We start from the raw sequence: 20263 nt of genomic DNA on the forward strand, positions 1-20263 counted from the left end.
AAAGATCTGAGCAGGTACGTCTTCATGGTCGATACGACCGGCTACTCGGGCAATGGCAACGAAGGCGGCAATGAACTGGTGACGACGTGCAAGAACGGCGACACCATCGTCTGGAACGTGAGCTCGCTGGACCCGGCCGAGCAAGTTTCCATCCATAACTTCGATGGCACGGCCATCACCAGCGGCATGATCAATCCGGCGCCTTACCCGCAATATGACAGCACCGTATGGGGTGGCCGCGTGAATGCCAAAGGCAGCAATGTGCAATATACGATCACCTTGTTGTTGGCGGGCAATACTCTGCTGACCTTCGATCCATTCATCGTGGCGTCGAATCCGCAATAATCGGGCAAGGGCCATGTTCGGCATGCCGCGCGCATGGCCTGTTTTGATGTTTCTCAAAAAGAATACTTTCCCGATAAACTTCGGATTGGATATTTCAAATTGATTTATTGTTTCCATTCTCCTGAATAATTGCCCCGCTGCGCGGCAGTATAGTCAATTGTTTCCCTCTCTTTCCTGTCGAAGCGTAAGCCCTTCGTTTCAGCCCTTATTCCCTGCGTGCGCTTTGCACTGTCCATCGTATAATATGTCCGCAACAACCATCCTTTCAGGTGCCGGGCACCGTTTATAGCAGCGACGCGCTTGCGAAGAATAACAATGGAACAATTGACAGAACTTGAGCTGGAATGCTTCCAGCTGCGCCATGGCGATGGCCGGGCGGACCGCTGCGTGGACTGGGCCGTGGAGCGCTTGCGCCTGGATCAGGAGGGCGACGACCTGAATATCGTGCTGCTGGCCAGCGCCCGGGGCATGGACGAGGTGCTGGCGCTGGCCGAGGCCATCATCGGACGCTATCGTGGCGACGCGCGCCTGGAGGAACAATTCCTCGCCGGCAAATACCTCGTCGAACTGCGCGCCGCCTACCTGGCAGGCAGGGAAAGCGTGCAATCGCTGGACGCCAGGCTGACGCGCTTGTATCCGGCGCTTGGCTATCCTGACTGGCTGGTCATGCTGAGCCGCAATTGCGAATACGCGACGGACGTGCCCGACTTTGAGCAGCCGTTCGAGCGGGAGTTCGATTACCTTGCGGGCTTGTGGGCCGAGGCCGGTAATGTTGCCGAATTTGAGCAGCAATATTCCCGCGAGACGTCGAACCGGCACGATGTGAGCGCTACCTGATGCAGAACGCACTATGAAGAAAATCGATATCTTTGTCTGTTCCGAGGCCGAAATGCGCGCATGTGCCAACTGGCAGGATGCTTTCAATGCGTTTCCCGTCACCGGCATCACCTTGCCCGGCGAACTGGATTTTGTGTCACTTGGGCAATTATTGACGCAGTCGGCAGCATCTGCCCTCCGGCCGGCGCCGATGCATGGGCGCGAGCTTTACGTGTTTACGGACGCCATAGCGCAGGCGATCGGCGGCATGGCGGCCGACGAGTTGAGCGATATCGCGGTGGCATGGTCGAAGACGGCACCTTGGGCCGGTTCGGATATCAATCCTTTCGACCTGGCGGGATTTCTTATGGAGCTGCAGTCGGCCTGGCATCAATCCGTGACACCGGACAAGGCGCTGTTTGCGTGGATCGACGCCTGATGCCGGCATACTCATGGTGGTGATCGCTATCGTATAATTTGCGCAATTCTTTTCGCTGGGAATAATGTGCAAAACAAGACGATAGGACTCATCGGCGGCATCGGCTGGGCTTCCACCCTGGAATATTACCGCTTGCTCAATGAAATGCTGGTGGCGCGCATCGGCCCCGCGCACAGCGCGCGCATCATGCTGGTCAGCATGGACCAGGCCGATTTCGTCGCGCGCGCGGCGCAGCCCGGCACGCAGGCGATCGAGCAATTCCTGGTCACGCAAGGGCAGCGCCTGCAAGGCATGGGCGCGGACTTCTTTTTGCTGTGCGCGAATGGCGCGCACCGCTTCGCGCCGGCCGTCGTGCCGCGCATCGGCTTGCCTTTTATCAGTATCGTCGAGGAAACGGCAAAGCGGGTGCAGCAGTCGGGCATACGCAAGGTGGGCTTGCTGGGCGTCAAACAGACGATGGCGGGCAGTTTTTATCACCAGGCGCTGGAGCAGCAGGGCATCGCGACGGTGACGCCCGATGCGGCCGACCAGGAAATCCTGCACGACATCATCTATACGGAGCTGGTGCAGAATGTCTTTACCGATACCAGCCGGAACATTTTCCTGGGCATCATCGGGAAGCTGCGGCTGCAAGGCGTGCAGGGCGTGATTTTGGGTTGCACGGAAATACCGCTGCTGATCCAGCCCGGCGATGTCGACTTGCCGCTATTTAATACCACGGCGATTCATTGCGAGGCGGCGGTGGCGTTTGCCATTGCGGAGTAGCGATACCTGTCAATGTCCTCTGCGCGATACGAGTAGCGATCTGGGTCATTCACGGACATTTTGAGCGGTACGGCCACTTTTAAGATCGCTACTATTATGATCAGGCGCTAAAGTCAGCTTCTGTCAGTCGCGAACTTGAGTATTTGACGTTCATCGTCTGCGGCCACTACCTGTACATTTTCAGCCAGCAAATCTTGCCGAATCTCTTGGAATGCATGGTAAGGCTTGGTGTTGGCTGCCGGTTGAGTGACCGGGAACAAGACCTTTGGTGGTAGTGCATTGCGTTTGCGTAGGCGCCGGACTTTGTCAACCCATTGACCACCATGCGTAAGGATCTTGGTGCTGTCGCCTTGGGCAAGGTACAGTGGTTTGATCACTCGCTCAGCTTTGCCTTCAACCATGTCGACAAAGGGAAAGTTTACGGCGAAGTCCTCCGTACCAACCTTTTCACGTTGATATCGCGCTCCGATTTGCGCGTTGAGGAGGAGTTTGCGAACATTGTTTTCCAATAAACGCTCTTGGTATTCCTTGGTTACAAAGTTGCGTTCGACATAATGATCAAAGAGCTGCAGAAGTTTGGCCTTTGGATCCTCCGCCAAGACGACTCGTTGATCGGCAAACTGCAGCATCGCTTCTCGTGGGCGTACCACTTCAGCAAACAGATTTCTTGCGAGCACTATATCTGGCTGTGTTTTTCGTCCATCTAGTGCCAGCCGACGAAGCTCGAGAGCGAAGCGATCCATCTCTTCTTTAAAGAGTTGGCGGCCATCCAGATAAATTTGACGGTCAAGCTGATGAAAGAATTGGGTGATACGGCCATACCGCTTCAGTATGCGGAAGCCAAAGAAGCGCGCTTCGGGTGCGATCAGCGCAATACCGACGTTGGCGAACTCTCCGGTTTCGACAAACGGGCGAAATCGCAAAAGAGCATATTGGCAGGCGAACTTTTTCATGGGGTATTCCAAAAATCTTCTCGGCGGCACCGTTGCAGGCATGCTTCGATTTCATCCCATGTCACATTTGGGGACGCCCTCGTCAACATACCACCAAGAGTCAGGTATGTTAGCACGGATATTCGCCAATTTTGGCAAAATTGCCTCCAGTTTCCTTGCGTAGTGTTCGCGTTGAAAATGGTCGCTAAAAATGTCATTCCACCTGCTCGCAAACACATGCGTTTTCAGGAAGTTGCTCGAATCAAAGTGTCGATCAAAGGCTTGGTTATGGTCGATCACGACCAACTCTGAACTCTGCATGTCCCAAAGCAAGTTAGGATTGCCGCCACGTGCGGTTAAATGACGATCTTCGTTATGCAACCACCAGTCGAAAACCAACACATCGCTTGCCAGTTGATCCGGCACAAGGTCTCGTGTGATCGCTGTCAGCTCTTGTGGATGTGGAAGCTCTTTCGATGCAAAGACTATCCCGCTACCGAGTTGGCTGATATTGGGAAATGCATCTGCCTCGATGAGTTCCTCAGCTACTTCGGCCAATGCATACTCCGCGATGGGAAGGCCAAATTCGGTGGCTAGTTGCGCCGAGACCCACTCACAAATCTGGCTACGCCGACCAGCCCCTTTGCCTTTGATAAAGTAAATCGCCCCATCGTCGCCTCGGCAAATAAATGGCTCGGTTATGCCTTGCTGCGCTCGCCCGAGAACCTCGTCAATGAAGATGGTCGCGGTACTCACAGAGGACAGCTTTCAGATGTGTATCTGGCGATGATTGCTTTGTTCATGGCTTGCACATTCATCATGTAAAGAAATCGGATGCGCAGGAATTGCGAAATCCGATCTTTATTCATGATATAGGAAATGATAACTATCCTAAGAAAATTATCCTACCAATGCGCAAGCATCAAGCCGGCTGCGCGCCGCCCACATTCCGGCTGCGGTTTTCCACCAGCACGGAAATACCGAGCACGACGATGCCGCCGCAGGCCAGCATGGCGCCCACCCAGCCCGTCGAGCGCAAACCCATGCCCATGGCGATGGCGATGCCGCCGGCCCAGGCGCCCAGCGCGTTGGCGATGGCGATGTTGAAGGCGGAATGGTTGAGCGCGGCGGCCACCGTTTGCGCGTCGCCGGCCACGTCCATCAGGCGCGTCTGCACGGCCGGGGCGACGGCGATGCCGGCGCCGATGGCGAACAGGTTGATCGCCGTCAACCAGACATTGCTGCTGGTATAGGTAAACGCGGCCAGCGCGGCCACGTTCCACAGCAGCACGCCAAAGATGGTCCACAGGCGCGAGCGGTCGGCCAGCCAGCCGCCGATCAGATTACCCACCGTCATGCCCACGCCGATGATGGCCAGCAAGATCGAGATGACCAGCGGCGACACTTTCGTGATTTCCAGCAAGGTTGGCGTAATAAACGTGTAGACGGCGAACATGCCGCCGAAGCCGATGGCCACCATCAGCAGGGTCAGCCACACTTGCAGGCGGCGGAACACGCCCAGTTCGCGGCGCGGGCTGGAATCGCCGGCGGCGACCATGGGCACGAAGATGCGCACCATCAGCATGGTCAATAATCCCAGCGCGGCCACCAGCAAAAAGGCCGAGCGCCAGCCCAGGGTCTGGCCGATGTAGGTGGCCAGCGGCACGCCGAAGATATTCGCCACGGTCAAGCCCATCAGCACGCGGGCGACGGCCTGGCCGCGCCGGTCCGGTTCGGCCAGGGCGGCTGCCACCAGGGCTGCCACGCCGAAATACGCGCCATGCGGGATGCCGGCCACGAAGCGGGCGACGACCAGCAAACCGTAGTTGGGGGCGATGGCGCTGAGCAAGTTGCCGCCCGCGAACATCAGCATCAGACAGATCAGCATCAGCCGGCGCGGCATGCGCGCCAGGAAGATGGTGATTAATGGCGCGCCGATAACCACGCCCAGCGCGTAGGCGCTGATCATGTGGCTCATCTGGGGCAGGGTCGTGCCCAGGTCGTCGGCCACCACGGGCAGGATGCTCATGGAGGCGAATTCGCCCGTGCCGATGGCGAGGCCGCCGATGGCCAGGGCCAGGTCGGCATAGCCAGCGCCAAAAGGCGCGGTGACGCGCGGAATCAGGGGATCTACGGAGGCGTGCATGTTCTTGTTGTTTGGGTAAAGAATGACAGGGTGGAGAGGCGCGCAGTGGCCCGGCCGGAAGTGGCAATGCGCCACCAGAGTCGACGGCTGGCCCGTATTTTCGGGCTATAACAACTGCCCAAGGACAACATTGTAAAAGATTCGGGCAAGTTCTGCCGGGCGGCGGCCAAAATATGCTGCACTGCACCTAACAGCGCTTGCTCTTGTTGTTAACGATAACACGGAATGCCTGCGATTCCGCCACAGGGCCGGCGAAGAAAATCCGGCTGTGGCGGAAATGGTCTTCGCGGCTTGTTATTTCGCCAAGGATTGCTGCAGCGCTTTCAATCCTGCCGCATAGATGCCGTGGAACAGCGCCGTGACTTCCTGCTCGCTCACACCCACGGGCGTGAAGCGGCCGGACCAGGTGACCCTTGCCTCAGCGCCGTCTGCCAGGGGTTCAACTTGCAGGGTGGACAGGTAATCTGTGGCGGGAAACGGCGCCTGCAAGATGGAGTAACTGTAGCGGCGCGCCGCATTGTCGTACGCTTCCAGCTGTTCGACGATGACGTCGCCGGCCGGATTGGCCAGGTGGCGGATGCGGCCGCCGCCGCTCAAGGTGCTGCTGGGAATGTAGGGCAGCCAGTCGGGCAGCGAGTTGAAGCCGCCGATCAGTTGCCATACTTGCGTCGGCGTGGCGGCGATGTCGATCGAGGTGGTGGTGTGTGCCATGGTGTGTTCCTGTATATATTAGTTGGCGCCGGTTGGCAGCGGGGCGAACGGCGACACGAGTTGCTCGGCGCGCATGTCGTGCCAGAAGGCGGCCGGGATGACAGCGTGTAACGCTTGCTGGTCTTCGGCCAGGCGTTCCGGACGGCTGGCGCCGGGGATCACGGCGGCGACAGCGGGATTGGCCAAGGAAAATTGCAGGGCGGCAGCCTTGACGCTGACGCCGTGGCGCGCGGCGATGGCCTTGATCTTGATCTTTTCCACTTTCGCGATGATGGCGGGCGAGGCTTTCTGGTATTCGAAGTGGGCGCCGCCGGCCAGGATGCCTGAGCTGTAGGGACCGCCGACGACGATGTCGACGTTCTGGCTTGCCGCGGCCGGCATCAATCGCTGCAGCGCCCGTTCATGGTCGAGCAGGGTGTAGCGGCCGGCCAGCAGGAACGCGTCCGGTTGCGCTTCGGCCAGGTCCAGGGTCAGTTCCAGCGGTTCCACCTTGTTCACGCCCACGCCCCAGGCCTTGATGACGCCTTCTTCGCGCAAGCGGGTCAGCACGCGGAAGGCGCCCGTGCGGGCAATCTCGAATTGCGCCAGCCAGTTGTCGCCATGGAAGTCTTGCGCGATGTCATGCACCCAGACGATGTCGAGGCGATCCGTATCCAGGCGTTTGAGGCTGTCTTCGATCGAGCGCAGGGTGGCGTCGGCCGAATAGTCGTCGACGATCTTGTTCTTGCGGCCGAATTCGAACAATCCCCCTTTTTCGCCCAGTTCGCGGCTGGCCGGGTCTTCCAGTTCGTCGAGGATCAGGCGGCCGACCTTGGTGCTCAGCACGTAATCGTCGCGGCGGCGCTGTTTCAGGGCGGCGCCCAGGCGCAGCTCGGCCAGGCCGGCGCCGTAGAACGGGGCCGTGTCGAAATAACGGATGCCCGATTCCCAAGCCGCGTCGACGGTGGCCAGCGCTTCTGCTTCGGGAATGTTGCGGAACATATTGCCCAGCGGCGCCGTGCCGAAACCCAGTTTGCCTGTCAGTAAGTGTTTGATTGTCATGGTGTTTTCCTTCAATGAGTGAGTGAATGGAGACAGAATAGCTGGACAAGTTAAGCCTGTCCAAGACATAATTGGCGCAACTTGAGTCCTGAAAGGTCTGATATGCTGGACATGCGCCAATTGCAATACTTCATCGCCGTCGCCGAGGAAGAACACGTGGGCCGGGCCGCCGAGCGCCTGCACATTTCCCAGTCGCCGCTGAGCCGGCAAATCGCCCAGCTCGAAGACAAGCTCGGTTTGACCCTGTTCGAGCGCAGCGCGCAGCGCATCCGCCTGACGCGCGACGGCCACACTTTCCTGGCCGAAGCGCGCGCTTTTATTACCCACGGGAACCGGCTGGAAGCGCTGGCGAAGCGCCTGGGGCGCGGTGACGAAGGGGGACTGTGCATCGGCTACATCGAAAACGCCATGCATGCGGGCGTCTTGCCCGACGGTTTGCGTGCCTTGCGCGCCACGCGGCCGCAAGTCCACGTTGCCCTGTACAACCTGCATTCGGCCGAACAAATCGAGGGCTTGCGCCAGCGCAGCCTCGATATCGCCTTGCTGTGCGAACCGCCGCTGCCGAACGACCCGGACCTCGATTGCGCGCAAGTGCTGAGCGACCCCATGCTGCTGGCCTTGCCGCAGACGCACCCGCTGGCGGCCAAGGCCCAGCTGACCCCGGCCGACCTGGCGGGCCAGGAGTGGATTGCCGTGCTGCACAGGGAAAGCGTGCTGAAACACGATAACTTCATCGCCGCCTGCGCGCGCGCCGGTTTTACGCCCGATATCCGCATGGAAGCGACGGAACCGCTGACGGCGCTGGGCCTGGTGGCGGCCGGGCTGGGCATGGCCATGATACAGCGCAGCCTGCGCCAGCACGCGCCGGCCGGCGTTGTCGTGCGCGAACTGCCGTGGTTCAGCTACCGCACGCCCCTGTGGCTGGCCTGGCACAAGGTGAATCTGCGTCCGCTGGTGGGGATTTTCCGCGCCACCTTGCTGGAACAGGCGGGCGCGCTGGCCTGACGGGGCGCCCGCCTGACCGGCCCGGCATCATGCGCTGCCGGGCCGCGGAGCGCGTGGCGTAGGCTTGGCGATGACGGGGACATCCGTCAGCCTCGCTTTCAGGCGCGCAAACTGCGGCCAGCAGGGGATGGCCAGCTTCTGGACTTGCTGCGCTTGCCGCTCGGCTGGCAGCTTGCTCCAGGAATCGACATGCAGGTGTCCGTTCTTGATATCGATGCTGTAACGGGCCGTGTACAGCGCTGGCGTATCCTGCACTTCGAACTGCCAATGGTCTTCGTTCCTCTTCTTCGTCACGCTACGGTGATGGATGCTGGCGAACAGCGTGCCATCCTTGCATGGGGACAGCGATCGAATGCCGATCAGCGGCGGGTAGGTCCTGGTCTTGCGTTGCCTGTCCCACCACTTGTTTTCCTCATGGGCATCCCTGTCGCCGATCAGCGCATCGGGCGAGTGCGTCATCCACCTTGGCTTGTCGATCAGCCCGCGCAGGCAGCTGATGACCGAGGCGTGCGTGGCGCACGCCATGCCCCATGGCCCGAAAACCCAGAGAAAGTGCGGGTCGACGTCGATGCCGCCATAGCTGCCCCACGGAGACGGCACGTAGCGCAGTGTGTTTAGATAATCAACATAGATGTCGCCGGACGAGGCGAGCGCGCCATACAGGATGGCATGCTCTTCGCCCTTGCCTTGCAGCAGCTCTGGCGGCATGGCGTCCCCGTGCGGATCGCCAGGCAAGGTGGCGGGCGGGTGGTGAAGGGCGCGCACATTGACGATGCCGGATTTGGTGGTCGCTTTCCAGCCGATTTCCTTCAAGGTGTCGCTGGCACCGATCGCAAACAGTTTGACGGCGCCGCTGTTGCCATCATTGCGTGCCGCATACACGAACGAGGTATCGCGCTCCTTGGGGGAGGGGATGGCCCAGACGTCATGGAATTTATCCGGGGAAATCATTGCGCGGCCAGAAATGTCGACGGCGGCAGGGTCTACCCAGCCGTGCTCCATGTCTCCGTTGTCGGACAATACCCAGTGCTGGCAAAAAAAGATGCGATAGCGGGCCTGCAGCGAGCCCGCGAATGTTCCGGGAATGCTCATGGCGAAGCGGTGGCCGCGGTCGTAAGGCCCCATTTGCAACAGGGTCCAGTCAGCGGGTTCCATGGCCTTGCCTCCCGTGGCAGCGTAGAGGTCGGACTTGTTCCTGTTTCTATTGTTATAGTTGTTGTTCAGGTTACTGTTTTCACTGGCGCCGAGGTAGACGAACAGTCCCCGCGCGCGGGCCACCGGCTCGACGGCCTGCATGAACCGCAAGATCAGATCGTTACCGTCGTCCCACAGCTTCGGTATCGCCTCGACGGTGGCACTGAGCATCATCAAACGATCATAGATCGCGTCGAATTGGTGCTGGAACCTCTTGTAGTCCGGGTTTTTACTCGAGGCGTCGTCCAGCCGTTGATTCACCACGGCAAGGTTTGCCATGGATGCCAGTGCCATGTTGGAGAGCAGGGAATCGGCGTAGGTGCGGCAGAAAACGCCCAGGATTTCCGGCCATTGGGGCAGTTCCTGGGTTTTCGGATCCTTCAGCCATTCCGCGGTCGCCCATTTTTTGTATAGCAGGGAAATCTTGTCGTGCGCCTTGTTGATGGAAACGAGGCAGGTATCGAGACCTTTGTGGAACGTCCTGAGGTCCTCTTCCGTCTTCATGGGAAGTTGCAACAGGAGCGGCAGGTCTGCTCGCATGCGATACACGGTGCGCGTATATTCGTCGACGACATTGGCATGCTCTTGCGCGTTGCGCAGTTTTTCGTCCGCATTCAGCCCCTTGATCGCCTCGATGATCTGGTCCTTGAGGGAAGGCTGCTCTTCCCCGAAATACGTGAGGAGCTGGCCGACGAGGCCAAACAGCGCCGCAAACGCCACGCCATACGGACCTGCGGCGACAGAGAAGCCGGCGAGTATCTGCATGCCGGAAGCGCAGATAGTCATCAGCGCGGCACTGCCGTTGATATGGTCGCCGGCCTTGAAGGCGGCAGACGCGGACAGCATGGCGTCGACCATGTCGGGCAGGTTCTTGTCGATGGCGTCGAGGATGTCCTTGGCATCTTTCCTGGCCTTGCCGCCTGATTTCTCGTCGTGCAAGGTGCGCAGCGCATCCTCATACGTCGTCTGTATCTCGCGGGTTGCCGTCGCAATGATCTGGATCTGCTTGTTTTCCTTGGTCGATTGCGCATGCACGTTCATCAGCGCAAGCTGTCTCTTGATTTGGTCGGGATCGGCAGTCAAGTTGTCATCCTTCCATTGCGGCGCAAGCGCTTGTTGGGAAAAGAAAAATATTGCATCCAGAATAACATGGGCGGCTGGGCGCAGAGGCAACATTTGATGGCGGCAAGCCAGCGCAGCGGCATGCGGCGGCCGGCACCCTGGCGCCACTGGACGAAGGAAGGGGATGGAATTGCCGTGTTGACGGGCAATATTGTCATGCAGTAAATTAAAATGGCTATGCTTTCGCTAGTCAGCCAGCCCCGCCTAGATTTTCCTGCTGCGCTTCAAGTGCAATGGCAGCAGCCACCACAGGCAGACGATGAGCGTGCCCATCAGCGCGCAGGCGACGATGCCGGCGACGTGGCCGAAGACTTCCGATATCACCAGATTCGTGCCCAAAATAAACGCCAGCGCCAGGGAAAAGGCGCCGCACATCATGATGCGGTCGGCCACGCGCTTGAAGCGTTCGCGGTCTTGCAGGGGGCGCATCACGCGGTGCTGGATGGCCGGCGCGCTGAGCAGCACCAGGCTGGTCATGGAAAGGAAGAACGTGGCCAGGAAGACGATCTTTTCCGCCTGCACGATCTTCGCGAAGCCGCCGTTGAAGGGCAGGATGATGAGGAAGGCCGTCAGCATCTGCGCGCCCGGCAAGAGGATGCGCAATTCGCTGAGCAGGTCGGACAGATCGCCTTCGTCGTCTCGCTGGCTATTCTCGTCGTGTGGCGGGGTGTGCGGCATGGCGGCGTTCCTGATGGTGGCGATGCGCCCAGTCTACGGGGCCTTGTCCGTGCCGACTGTGGGCGGGCGCACCTTCAGACGCAGTGCGTGATGCGCTGGCGCAAGCGCCACAGCGGTGTCGAGACGATGGCGGTGGCGCTGTGCGAGGCGTCGTGGCCGCAATGGCCGCAACTGTGGCGCCGGTGCGGCGCCAGCGCGAAGCTCCCAGGTCCAGGTGGGGATGGCCGCAGCGGGCGCAGTCGCTGCAATCGAGCGGCGTGCCCGCCTGCAAGGCGGCAACGTAGGCTTGCGCGGCGGGCGGCGTGAGGTTCAGCTGGACTATGTCGGGCGGAAACAGGCCGGGCAGGGCGCGGCAATCGATGGCCAGCGCGGCCGCGTCGCGCGCCAGCAGGGCGCCGCCGTCATCGGCCCGGGCGCGCAGTTGCAGCAGGCCGTCCGGATCCAGGCGCAAGGTGGCGGCGTGGAACTGCATGGGATCGAACAGTTCAGGGTACAGCACATAGCCCATGGGGCTGGCGTGCTGGCGGCAACGCATGTGGCCTGTAGCTTGCCAGTTGGCCAGGTCGGCCTTGGCGCCCCAGTAGCACTGGTGCGTGCGGCACCAGTGGCGCGCCGCGCCATTGCGAAATTTTCCGGCCGGAAGGAGATCGCACAGCACGATGGCATCGCAGCCCGCCCCGGCGCGAAAGTGGCCCGTGATGTGGGACGTGGCGACGGCAAGATCGCCCGTGCTCGCGTGCAGGGGCCAGCAGATGCCGGGCAGGGTCAGCGGGGTGGACAATGAAGCCTCCGCGCGGCGACCGGCGTGCCAGCCGCCATGGCGTAAAAAAGCCCGCCGACGTGGGCGGGCCGTGCTGACGGGAATGCCTGCGGCATGGCCCGTTCTATTCTTCCGTATCGGCCAGGGTGACGATGGCGCGCGCCCACTTCGAGTATTTCAGGTTCGCCAGGTCGCGCACGGTCTTGATGTTGAACGCTTGCTTGAGCAGTTCCGCATCTTTCTCGCTCACGCCTTGCAGCGCATCGACGGGCGCATCGGCGATTTCCTTGAACGTCTTTTTTTCGTAGGCTTTGTCTACCGCTTTATTGATGTTCATGTGTTGATACTCCTCAGTAAGTAGGAAAATTAATTCTACACGGTTTTGTAAATCGTCAATTTACGCTTGCATGTTGTACCGAACTAAATATGATGGAGGTGGGTGAGGCTGCTGCCGAGCCTGTTTTTAGCCAGTCCGTTGAATTGCAAAAGTGACATTGTAATTATTCATAGTATAATTGTTGTGTGTGTCGGCGACTATGCGCCGGCATTACCGGACGCCGCTGTAGGCGGCACTGATTGACAGCGTTCAGGAGAATACGATGAGTTTGCTAGACCAACTTGCAGGACAGGCGATGAGCGCTTTGGGCAACAAGGGGGCGGAGGGGGAAGCCCCGTCGGGACTGATGGCCAGCGTGATGGACCTGGTCAACCAGCATGGCGGCTTGCCCGGCCTGCTTCAGAAATTCCAGGAAAGCGGCTTGGGCGACCAGGTAGCCAGCTGGATCAGCACCGGCGCGAACGCGCCCGTCTCCGGCGAGCAGATCAAGGATGCGCTGGGCGCCGACACGATCACGCAAATCGCGGAAAAAGCGGGCGTCGCCCCGGACGCGGCCTCGGGCGGCCTGGCAGCCTTGCTGCCCCAGCTGATCGACAAGCTGACGCCGGACGGTCAGGTACCGGAGGGCAATGACCTCGTCAGCCAGGGCTTGAATATGCTCAAGGGCAAGATCTTCGGTTGAGCAGCCGATGCCACAACAAAAAACCTCGCAGCGATGCGAGGTTTTTTTATGTGCAAGGTTTTGTGTGCGAACTATGAACGTCTGAAAAACGCCCAGGGCTAGGCGCCTCCCCGAAGACAGTACGCGAGTACGGCGAGGGGCAGGCAACAACGCCATGGGCGTTTTTCAGGCGGCGACCATCATGCCGAAGTGGGGAGGCGCGCCGGTCAGCCTGGCCGTACTCCCCTCGACCAGATACGAGCAGTACCGTCTCCGCTCGGCGCTGCCGCCGCGCCGCTCCATCAGTTCGCTCAGCATGGCGACGGCATCGGTGGCCATCTTTTGCACGGGCTGGCGCAGGGTGGTAATGTCGTAGCTGAGCCAGCCGGACGCTTCCAGCGCGTCGAAGCCGGCCACGGACATCTGCAGCGGCACCTGGATGCCCATCTGGTGGCGCGCCGTGTCCAGGCAGCCGATGGCCATGATGTCGTTGCCGCAGATGACGGCGTCCGGCACGCGGCCCAGGCGGTCGATGACCTTGCGCAAGCCCCGGCCGCCGCTGGCGTAATCGTAGTTGCCGCTGACGACGATGGGCGCGGGCAAGCCCAGCGTGAACAGGCGGTCCAGCATGCCCGCCTTGCGTTCCTGCGCGACGGCCGAGTCGCCGGGGCCGTCGATGATGGCGAACTGGCGGTGGCCCGCGTCGGCCAGGCGCGAGACGAGCAGGCGCGCCGCTTCGCCCTGGTCGCACAGCACGGCATGCACGGCGTGTTCGCGGGGGCTGCGGTTGAACAGCACCAGCGGCACGTCGCGCCGGGCGAATTCAGCCATCTGCTCGTCCGACAGGCAGGCGGCGACGACGGCGCCGTCGACCTGGTATTGCCACACATCGCTCAAGACCTTGCCGATGTCCGCTTCGCGCTCCAGGGTAAACAATAACAAGCGCTTGCCGAGGCGGGCGATTTGCTGGCTCAGGTCGGACAACACTTGCGGATAGTACAGATTGGCCAGGTTGGAAATGATGACGGCCACCAGGTTCGAGCGCCGCGTGATCAGGCTGCGCGCGGCCGCGTTGGGGATGTAATCGAGGGTGATGGCCGCCTGCATGACCTTGGCATGCGTGGCTGGCGAGACGCTGGCGCCCGGCTTGAAGCAGCGCGATACGGCCGATTGCGACACGCCGGCCAGCAGGGCCACGTCATACGAGGTCACGCGCCGTCCGGCACCGGGTATGGCGCGGGCAGTGGTGCCGGGTGTCCTGGCTACAGTATTCTTTTTTCGCATATTGGTTTGGCAAGCAACCTGTCTCAAAGTATTCCTGCAGGCCCGGCCGCTTGTGGCGGCCTGGGCGGGAAAAATGAGCATAGCGAAAATATTTCCATGTGGCAAGACTGTTTTCTTATCCATGTTGCAAATAATTTGATTGAATGGCAAGTGGTATGCTTGCCCCTCAATCGGCACTGTCGCAGGGGCCGCTGCCATAGGGGCTGAGGCGTCCCGGCGGGTCCACGCGGCGGGCGCTGAAGTCGCTGGCCAGGACGGGTAATGGAAAATCCGCGGTGGCGCTCGCCTCCGTGCCGCTGACGGTGCCCCGCACGGTCAGGGCGACCTCTACCCAGGAACCAAAGTTGCGCGGATAGCTGATGGTCACGGTGGCCATGCCCAGCGCGTCGCTCAGGCCGCTGGCGCTGACGGTCAGCGGGATGCCCGGGTCGAGCACGCCATTGCCGTTGCGGTCGTAGGCGGCGTCATAAATGCCGTTGCGCAAGACGTCTTCGTTGGCGCAGCTGTAGTGGGGCAGGGCCAGGCGCCACACGCCCGTGTCGGGGAATTCGGGCTTGTCCGCTTGCCACACATAATATCCCTTGGCATAGCGGCTGGGCCAGGCGGCGGCCGTGATGGCGACGCCGGACACGGCATTGCCGGCGCTGTCGGACACGAACACGGCAAAGTCCTTTTGCAGCACGCCGGCCGAATATTCGCGCAGCAGGCTGCCCGTGCCCAGCTTGATCGACAGCGCTTGCCGCGCCACCGTCAGGCGCACGAGGGCCGCGGCTGCCGCTTGCGCGGCGCCTTCGATGCGGGCCTGGATCAGCACGCCGTCGCGGCCGCTGTCGGCCGGACCCGCCACATACGCGGCCCGCGCCAGGCCGTCGCTGCCCGTCAGCACCCGGCCCGCCTGCCGCAGGTAGCCGCCGCTGGGGTCGCTCAAGATGGTGAACACGACGGGCGCATTCTTGACCAGGTTGTTCGCCGCGCCGTCGCGCACCACGGCGCTGATTGTGCTGATACTGGTGCTGGCGTTGTCGGCCGGGGCCGCCGAAGTGCCCGTATTTGCGCGCAGCACGGCCGGCTCCGCCTGCACGGCCAGCTTGCTTGCTGGGCTCAATGGCGCGACGAATTCCAGCCGCGTCTGCGCCGAAGGGCCGCCCGCCACGGCGGCCGTGACGGTGGCCACGCCCGCGTTGGCCGACTGAATATAGCTGCGCGGCAAGTTGCCGTTGCTAAAGATCAAGCTGGCGGGCAAGGCCTGGCTGCAGGCGCTGTCCGCAAACAGGCTGCCGCGCGTGGTGGACAGGCTGGCGCTGCCCGTTTGCGCCACGCCCGCCTTGTCGTAGCGCACGTCAATGGCCTGGCACGCCAGGGTGGCGATCTCCGGCAGCACGTCCGCGCCGCTGGCGTCCTGGCCCACGGCCGGACTCAGGCGCAAGTCGCTGCCGGCCACGGCATACGCTTGCGTGGCGGCGGCGCCCAGCGCGCTGACGGACACGGCATCCTTGCCCAGGCTGTTTGCCGTCAGGCGCAGCACCAGCTGGCCCTGTGCATTGCTGAGCGCGGCGCCGCCATCCCTGACACGCAGGCCGTTGCCGGTGCCCGTGCTGTAGGCGATGGCGGCGCCGGCCACGGGCCGCTTTGCCGAGTCGCGCACGGTGACGGTGAGGTCGGCGCCCTGGCCCAGCATCAAGGCGGCCGGCCCCAGCAGTTCCACGCTGCTGCCCGTCACCGCCACCGTGCCCTTGCCGCTGCGCGTGCCGACATTCGCCGTCACGGTGATGCTGCGGTTGCCGTTGGCGCCACCGGTGCCCAGCAGCGCGCGCGCCTGGCCATTCTTGTCCGTCACGGCATCGACGCTGCCGAGGATGCCGGAATCGGCGGCAAAGGAAATTTTTGCGTTTGGCAAGGCCAGGTTGGCGCCATCCTTGACGAGGGCCGTGACGGCCACTTCGCTGCCGGCCAGGCCCGCCGAGGCCAGTTCCGTGCTGGAAAACACCAGGTTGACGGCGCTGGCCAGGCTGGCCGGTTCGGGCGGCGTGACGGGCGGAATCACGGGTGGCGTCACGGGCGGGGTGACTGGCGGTTTCACTGGAGGCACGGTGGGCGGCGGGCTGCCGCCGCAGCCTGCCGTGCTGTGCAGCGAGCAGCCGGCGCCGGCCTGGGTATCGGTGCCGCCTCCGCCGCCGCAGCCGGCCAGGAACACGAGGAAGGCAGCCAGCCAGGCGGCGGGCAGGCGGGGCAGTTGGCGCACGGGGGCGTAGGGCACGATGGGTCTCCGGAAGCTTGCCGAGTTGCTCGGCATCAATTTCCCAAGAGTAGCTTTTGCACGCGGCCAGTACTTGATGCAAAGCAAGCTTATGCTGTTGACCGAGCCGAACGGGTTTTTCTGGTGCAATGGCCTGCGTTCTGATAACATAACGCCCCTTTATTCAGGGAAGGGTCGACATGGCCAATGCTTGCGGCGTCGATTTCGGCACGTCAAATTCCACGGTAGGCTGGGCGCGTCCCGGGCAGAGCACCATGCTCGGCCTGGAAGATGGCAAGACGACCCTACCGTCCGTCGTCTTCTTCAATGCGGAAGACGAGGAAGTCAGTTTTGGCCGCGCGGCGCTGGCCGGCTATCTGGCCGGTTACGAGGGGCGCTTGATGCGCTCGCTGAAAAGCTTGCTGGGCACCAGTCTCATCGATGGCCAGACGGAAGTGGGCGGCCGCGCCTTGCCCTTCCGCATGTTACTGGCCCAATTCATCGGCGAAGTGAAGCGCCGCGCCGAGCAGTCCGCCGGCCGCGAATTCACGTCCGCCGTGTTCGGCCGTCCCGTCTTCTTTATCGACGACAATGCGCAAGCCGACCAGCTGGCGCAGGATACCCTGGCCGAAGTGGCCCGTTCCGTCGGTTTCAAGGACGTCGCCTTCCAGTTCGAGCCGATCGCCGCCGCCTTCGACTACGAGTCGCAAATCGACAGGGAAGAGCTGGTGCTGATCGCCGACATCGGCGGCGGCACGTCCGACTTTTCGCTGGTCCGGCTGTCGCCGGAGCGGGCGAAAAAGACGGAGCGCCGCGACGACATCCTCGCCACGGGCGGCGTGCACATCGGTGGCACGGACTTCGATAAATACCTGAGCCTGTCTTCCGTCATGCCTTTGCTCGGCTATGGCAGCCGTCTGCACAACAATAGCGAAGTGCCGTCCAGCTACTATTTCAACCTGGCGACCTGGCACACGATCAACCTGGCCTATACCAAGAAGATCTGGGTGCAGCTGGCCGACGTGTGCCGCGATGCGCGCGAGCAAGATAAAGTGAAACGGCTGCAAACGCTGATCGACGAGCGGGCCGGCCACTGGCTGGCCATGAAGGTGGAAGAGGGCAAGATTGCCCTGTCCGACGCGGCCGAAGTGCAGCTGGAACTGGACCGTTTGTCGCCCGCGCAAAGCTTGTTGCTCAAACGCACGCAATTCGACGACGCCATCGGCCATTTGTGCGGTTCCGTGGAAGAAACCGTGCTGCGGCTGCTGCGCGATGCGGGCGTGGCGCCGCAAGACGTCGACACCGTGTTCTTCACGGGCGGTTCCAGCGGCGTGCGCTTGCTGCGCGAAAAGATCGCCGCCCTGGTGCCGGCCGCGCGCAAGGTCGAGGGCGACCTGTTCGGCAGCATCGGCGCGGGTTTGGCGCTGCTGGACGCGGTACGTAAATTTGGTTGATAATCAGCACCCATTGAGTATCACCCATTGCTGTAGCCACGAAAGCGCCCCATGAATGTGTTTGACAAACCGATCGTCATGATCGACTTCGAGACGACCGGTTTATCTCCCGACATGGGCGACCGCATCACGGAAGTGGCGGCCTTGCGCATCGAGGGCGGGCGGATCACGGACCGCTATGTGACCCTGATCAACTGCAATGCCCGCATTCCCGCGTTCATCACGGGCTTGACGGGCATTACGCAGGCCATGGTGGACAAGGCGCCGCCCGTGGCCGAGGTAGTGCCGCAGCTGCTGGATTTTATCGGCAGCGATGCCTTGTCGGCGCACAATGCCAGCTTCGATGAAAAATTCCTGCGCGCGGAAAGCGCCAGGCTGAACCTGACGCCGGCGCACCAGTCGCTCGTGTGTTCCTTGAAACTGTCGCGCCGCGTGTTTCCCGGCCTGTCCAGCTACAAGCTGGGGCTGCTGTCGAGCCAGTTGGGCATCGCCTTCAAGAGCGCCGCCCACAGGGCCGAGTCCGATGCGGAAGTGGCGGCGCAAGTGCTGATCCATATCGGCCGCCATTTGCGCAGCAGCTACGGCATCGCCGATGTCGACGCGGATTTGCTGGTGTCGCTGAACAAGCTGGCCGCCGCCAAGGTACCGCAATTCCTGCAAAAGCACCCATCACGCCGCTGATCTCCGCATCGCCTATAGGCGGGCTCATCAGAACGATATAATTTTGTTATTTCCTTTGAGCCTGCTCAAGTCCTTTCCCCGCATCGAATTTAAAATTTAAGCAACACACGATTTCGCCGCCCTGGGCCGCCGTTTTGCGCGTGCTGCCGGCAAGCGCAATGTGGATGGGGGCGCACATGGACAAGCACCAGACTGCCAGAGATAGCCACCAGGCGTATATCTGGTTCCGCACGGCTGCCGAGCAGGGCAATGCCTACGCCCAGTTCAACCTGGGCCTGATGTACAAGAAGGGCGAGGGAGGGCGTGGCGCAGGACGATGCGCGCGCCTTTGTCTGGCTGCGCCTGGCCGCGCTGCAGGGCCTGGCTTTCGCGCAAAACCACCTGGGCGCCCTGTATTACCACGGCCGCGGCGTGGCGCAGAGCGACGAGGACGCCGTGCTGTGGTTTCGCCGCGCGGCCGCGCAGGGCGACGCCTCGGCGCAGCAAAACCTGGGACAGATGTACCGCAAGGGACGCGGTGTGCTGCAGAGCGACGAGCTGGCCCTGGCGTGGTTTTACCGCGCCTCCGAGCAGGGCGTGGCCAGCGCGCAATCCTTGCTGGGCGAAGCCTATGCGCAAGGGCTGGGCGCGAAAAAGAACGATGCGCTGGCCCTGGCCTGGTTCCGCAAGGCCGCCTTGCAGGGCGATGCGCAGGCGCAGCTGAACCTGGGTCTCGTCTACAAGCGGGGCCAGGGCGTGGCGCAAAGCGATGCGCAGGCGCTGGCCTGGTTCCGCCAGGCCGCTGCGCAAGGCCTGGCTGTGGCGCAGCGGCAGCTTGGCGTGGCGTATGCGGAAGGCCTGGGCGTGGCGCCCGATCAGTTGCGCGCCTACGCCTGGCTGCAGCGGGCGGCCGAGCAGGATGACGCCGACGCCCAGTTCAACCTGGGCCTGATGCTGGCGCGGGGCCAGGGCGTGGACCGGGACGAGGCGCGCGCCGTCGCCTGGTACCGGCGCGCCGCCCTGCAGGGCCATTGCATGGCGCAATACAATCTGGGCGGCATGTTTGCGGGCGGACGCGGCGTCGCCCGCGACTTGCGCCAGGCGCTGGACTGGTATGCCCGGGCGGCGGACCAGGGCGCGTCGAATGCGCAGTTCAACCTGGGCGTGATGTATGCGAATGGCCAGGGCGTGGCGCGCGACGCGTTGTGCGCCGTGCGCTGGTATCGCACGGCCGCCGAGCAGGGCGATGCCAGCGCGCAAAACAACCTGGGCGTCATGTATGCGAACGGCCATGGCGTGCCGCAAGACGATGGCCTGGCCGTGCAATGGTATGCGCGCGCGGCCGGCCAGGGCCATGCGCTGGCGCAGTACAACCTGGGCGGCATGTACAACAGCGGGCGCGGCGTGGAGAAAGATCCCGTCTGCGGCTACATGTGGCTGGCGCTGGCTGCCGAGGGCGGCGACAGCGGCGCGGCCCGGGCCAGGGAAGCGGCTGCCGCCAGGCTGGAGCCGGCGCAGCTGCAAGAGGCGCAGCAGCGCATGCGGCAATGGCACCAGGTGCGCTTCCCGCCGCTGCCGCCGAGCGACTGAGGCACGGGTGCCGCGCGCGCAGCGATGCGCACCGCATGCGATAATTGCCGAAGAGCATGTCGCGCAGGCGGCGCGGGTGTTGGACAC

General features: G+C 62.4%; 20 protein-coding genes. 9 read left to right on the top strand and 11 right to left on the bottom strand.

The window, feature by feature from the left end:
- Positions 1-24 precede the first annotated feature (24 nt).
- The 4 genes from ACQVLG_RS22185 (at position 25) to ACQVLG_RS22200 (ending at position 2365) form a co-directional block, all read left to right on the top strand.
- Complete coding sequence (locus tag ACQVLG_RS22185) at positions 25-345, top strand: hypothetical protein (protein WP_230538184.1); 321 nt, start codon at positions 25-27, stop codon at positions 343-345.
- 315 nt (positions 346-660) lie between these two features.
- Positions 661-1182 (top strand): hypothetical protein, encoded by a 522-nt coding sequence (locus ACQVLG_RS22190; RefSeq protein WP_474291022.1) that lies wholly within the window; start codon positions 661-663, stop codon positions 1180-1182.
- Between the two features lie 13 nt (positions 1183-1195).
- Complete coding sequence (locus ACQVLG_RS22195; protein ID WP_474291023.1) at positions 1196-1600, top strand: hypothetical protein; 405 nt, start codon at positions 1196-1198, stop codon at positions 1598-1600.
- Between the two features lie 66 nt (positions 1601-1666).
- Complete coding sequence (locus tag ACQVLG_RS22200; protein ID WP_474291024.1) at positions 1667-2365, top strand: aspartate/glutamate racemase family protein; 699 nt, start codon at positions 1667-1669, stop codon at positions 2363-2365.
- 113 nt (positions 2366-2478) lie between these two features.
- Here ACQVLG_RS22200 and ACQVLG_RS22205 read toward each other — a convergent pair whose 3' ends face one another.
- The 5 genes from ACQVLG_RS22205 to ACQVLG_RS22225 form a co-directional block, all read right to left on the bottom strand.
- Positions 2479-3318: a DUF3037 domain-containing protein gene (locus ACQVLG_RS22205; RefSeq protein ID WP_289898105.1), complete on the bottom strand. Its 840-nt coding sequence runs from the start codon at positions 3316-3318 to the stop codon at positions 2479-2481.
- Between the two features lie 51 nt (positions 3319-3369).
- The gene (locus ACQVLG_RS22210; RefSeq protein WP_474291025.1) at positions 3370-4053 is read right to left on the bottom strand and encodes a HipA family kinase; all 684 of its coding nucleotides are present in this window, start codon (positions 4051-4053) and stop codon (positions 3370-3372) included.
- A gap of 166 nt (positions 4054-4219) precedes the next feature.
- The gene (locus ACQVLG_RS22215; protein WP_474291026.1) at positions 4220-5443 is read right to left on the bottom strand and encodes an MFS transporter; all 1224 of its coding nucleotides are present in this window, start codon (positions 5441-5443) and stop codon (positions 4220-4222) included.
- 294 nt (positions 5444-5737) lie between these two features.
- Complete coding sequence (locus ACQVLG_RS22220) at positions 5738-6154, bottom strand: SRPBCC family protein (protein ID WP_474291027.1); 417 nt, start codon at positions 6152-6154, stop codon at positions 5738-5740.
- 18 nt (positions 6155-6172) lie between these two features.
- Positions 6173-7195 carry an aldo/keto reductase gene (locus tag ACQVLG_RS22225; RefSeq protein WP_474291028.1) on the bottom strand — a complete coding sequence of 341 codons (1023 nt, stop codon included), beginning with the start codon at positions 7193-7195 and terminating at the stop codon, positions 6173-6175.
- Between the two features lie 102 nt (positions 7196-7297).
- Between ACQVLG_RS22225 and ACQVLG_RS22230 the strand changes: the two genes are divergently transcribed.
- A complete protein-coding gene (locus tag ACQVLG_RS22230) occupies positions 7298-8200 on the top strand; it encodes a LysR family transcriptional regulator (protein ID WP_474291029.1) in 903 nt (300 codons plus the stop codon).
- Positions 8201-8227: 27 nt separating this feature from the next.
- Here the strand turns inward: ACQVLG_RS22230 and ACQVLG_RS22235 are convergent, their stop codons facing one another.
- The 4 genes from ACQVLG_RS22235 to ACQVLG_RS22250 all read right to left on the bottom strand — a co-directional run bounded on the left by ACQVLG_RS22235 (position 8228) and on the right by ACQVLG_RS22250 (position 12291).
- Positions 8228-10570 carry a hypothetical protein gene (locus ACQVLG_RS22235; protein ID WP_474291030.1) on the bottom strand — a complete coding sequence of 781 codons (2343 nt, stop codon included), beginning with the start codon at positions 10568-10570 and terminating at the stop codon, positions 8228-8230.
- Positions 10571-10720: 150 nt separating this feature from the next.
- Positions 10721-11194, bottom strand: a complete 474-nt coding sequence (locus ACQVLG_RS22240) for a DUF6328 family protein (protein WP_230538174.1) — start codon at positions 11192-11194, stop codon at positions 10721-10723.
- Positions 11163-11975, bottom strand: coding sequence for a hypothetical protein (locus ACQVLG_RS22245; RefSeq protein WP_474291031.1), 813 nt, complete (start codon positions 11973-11975; stop codon positions 11163-11165). The genes ACQVLG_RS22240 and ACQVLG_RS22245 overlap by 32 nt, the downstream gene beginning before the upstream one ends.
- A gap of 103 nt (positions 11976-12078) precedes the next feature.
- Positions 12079-12291, bottom strand: a complete 213-nt coding sequence (locus ACQVLG_RS22250; protein ID WP_034751103.1) for a hypothetical protein — start codon at positions 12289-12291, stop codon at positions 12079-12081.
- A 262-nt stretch (positions 12292-12553) separates the two neighbouring features.
- On the opposite strand from ACQVLG_RS22250, the gene ACQVLG_RS22255 reads away from it, so the two are divergent.
- Positions 12554-12973 carry a YidB family protein gene (locus ACQVLG_RS22255; protein ID WP_230538172.1) on the top strand — a complete coding sequence of 140 codons (420 nt, stop codon included), beginning with the start codon at positions 12554-12556 and terminating at the stop codon, positions 12971-12973.
- A gap of 165 nt (positions 12974-13138) precedes the next feature.
- Here the strand turns inward: ACQVLG_RS22255 and ACQVLG_RS22260 are convergent, their stop codons facing one another.
- The gene (locus tag ACQVLG_RS22260; protein ID WP_474291032.1) at positions 13139-14164 is read right to left on the bottom strand and encodes a LacI family DNA-binding transcriptional regulator; all 1026 of its coding nucleotides are present in this window, start codon (positions 14162-14164) and stop codon (positions 13139-13141) included.
- A gap of 238 nt (positions 14165-14402) precedes the next feature.
- Positions 14403-16493, bottom strand: coding sequence for an Ig-like domain-containing protein (locus tag ACQVLG_RS22265; RefSeq protein WP_474291033.1), 2091 nt, complete (start codon positions 16491-16493; stop codon positions 14403-14405).
- Positions 16494-16672: 179 nt separating this feature from the next.
- On the opposite strand from ACQVLG_RS22265, the gene ACQVLG_RS22270 reads away from it, so the two are divergent.
- The 3 genes from ACQVLG_RS22270 to ACQVLG_RS22280 all read left to right on the top strand — a co-directional run bounded on the left by ACQVLG_RS22270 (position 16673) and on the right by ACQVLG_RS22280 (position 20176).
- Complete coding sequence (locus tag ACQVLG_RS22270) at positions 16673-17926, top strand: Hsp70 family protein (RefSeq protein ID WP_474291034.1); 1254 nt, start codon at positions 16673-16675, stop codon at positions 17924-17926.
- Between the two features lie 51 nt (positions 17927-17977).
- Positions 17978-18607, top strand: a complete 630-nt coding sequence (locus ACQVLG_RS22275) for a 3'-5' exonuclease (RefSeq protein WP_474291035.1) — start codon at positions 17978-17980, stop codon at positions 18605-18607.
- Positions 18608-18910: 303 nt separating this feature from the next.
- On the top strand, positions 18911-20176 hold the full coding sequence (locus ACQVLG_RS22280; RefSeq protein WP_474291036.1) for a tetratricopeptide repeat protein: 1266 nt from the start codon (positions 18911-18913) through the stop codon (positions 20174-20176).
- Positions 20177-20263 lie beyond the last annotated feature (87 nt).

The sequence above is a fragment of the Janthinobacterium sp. TPC_1 genome, from assembly GCF_056037845.1.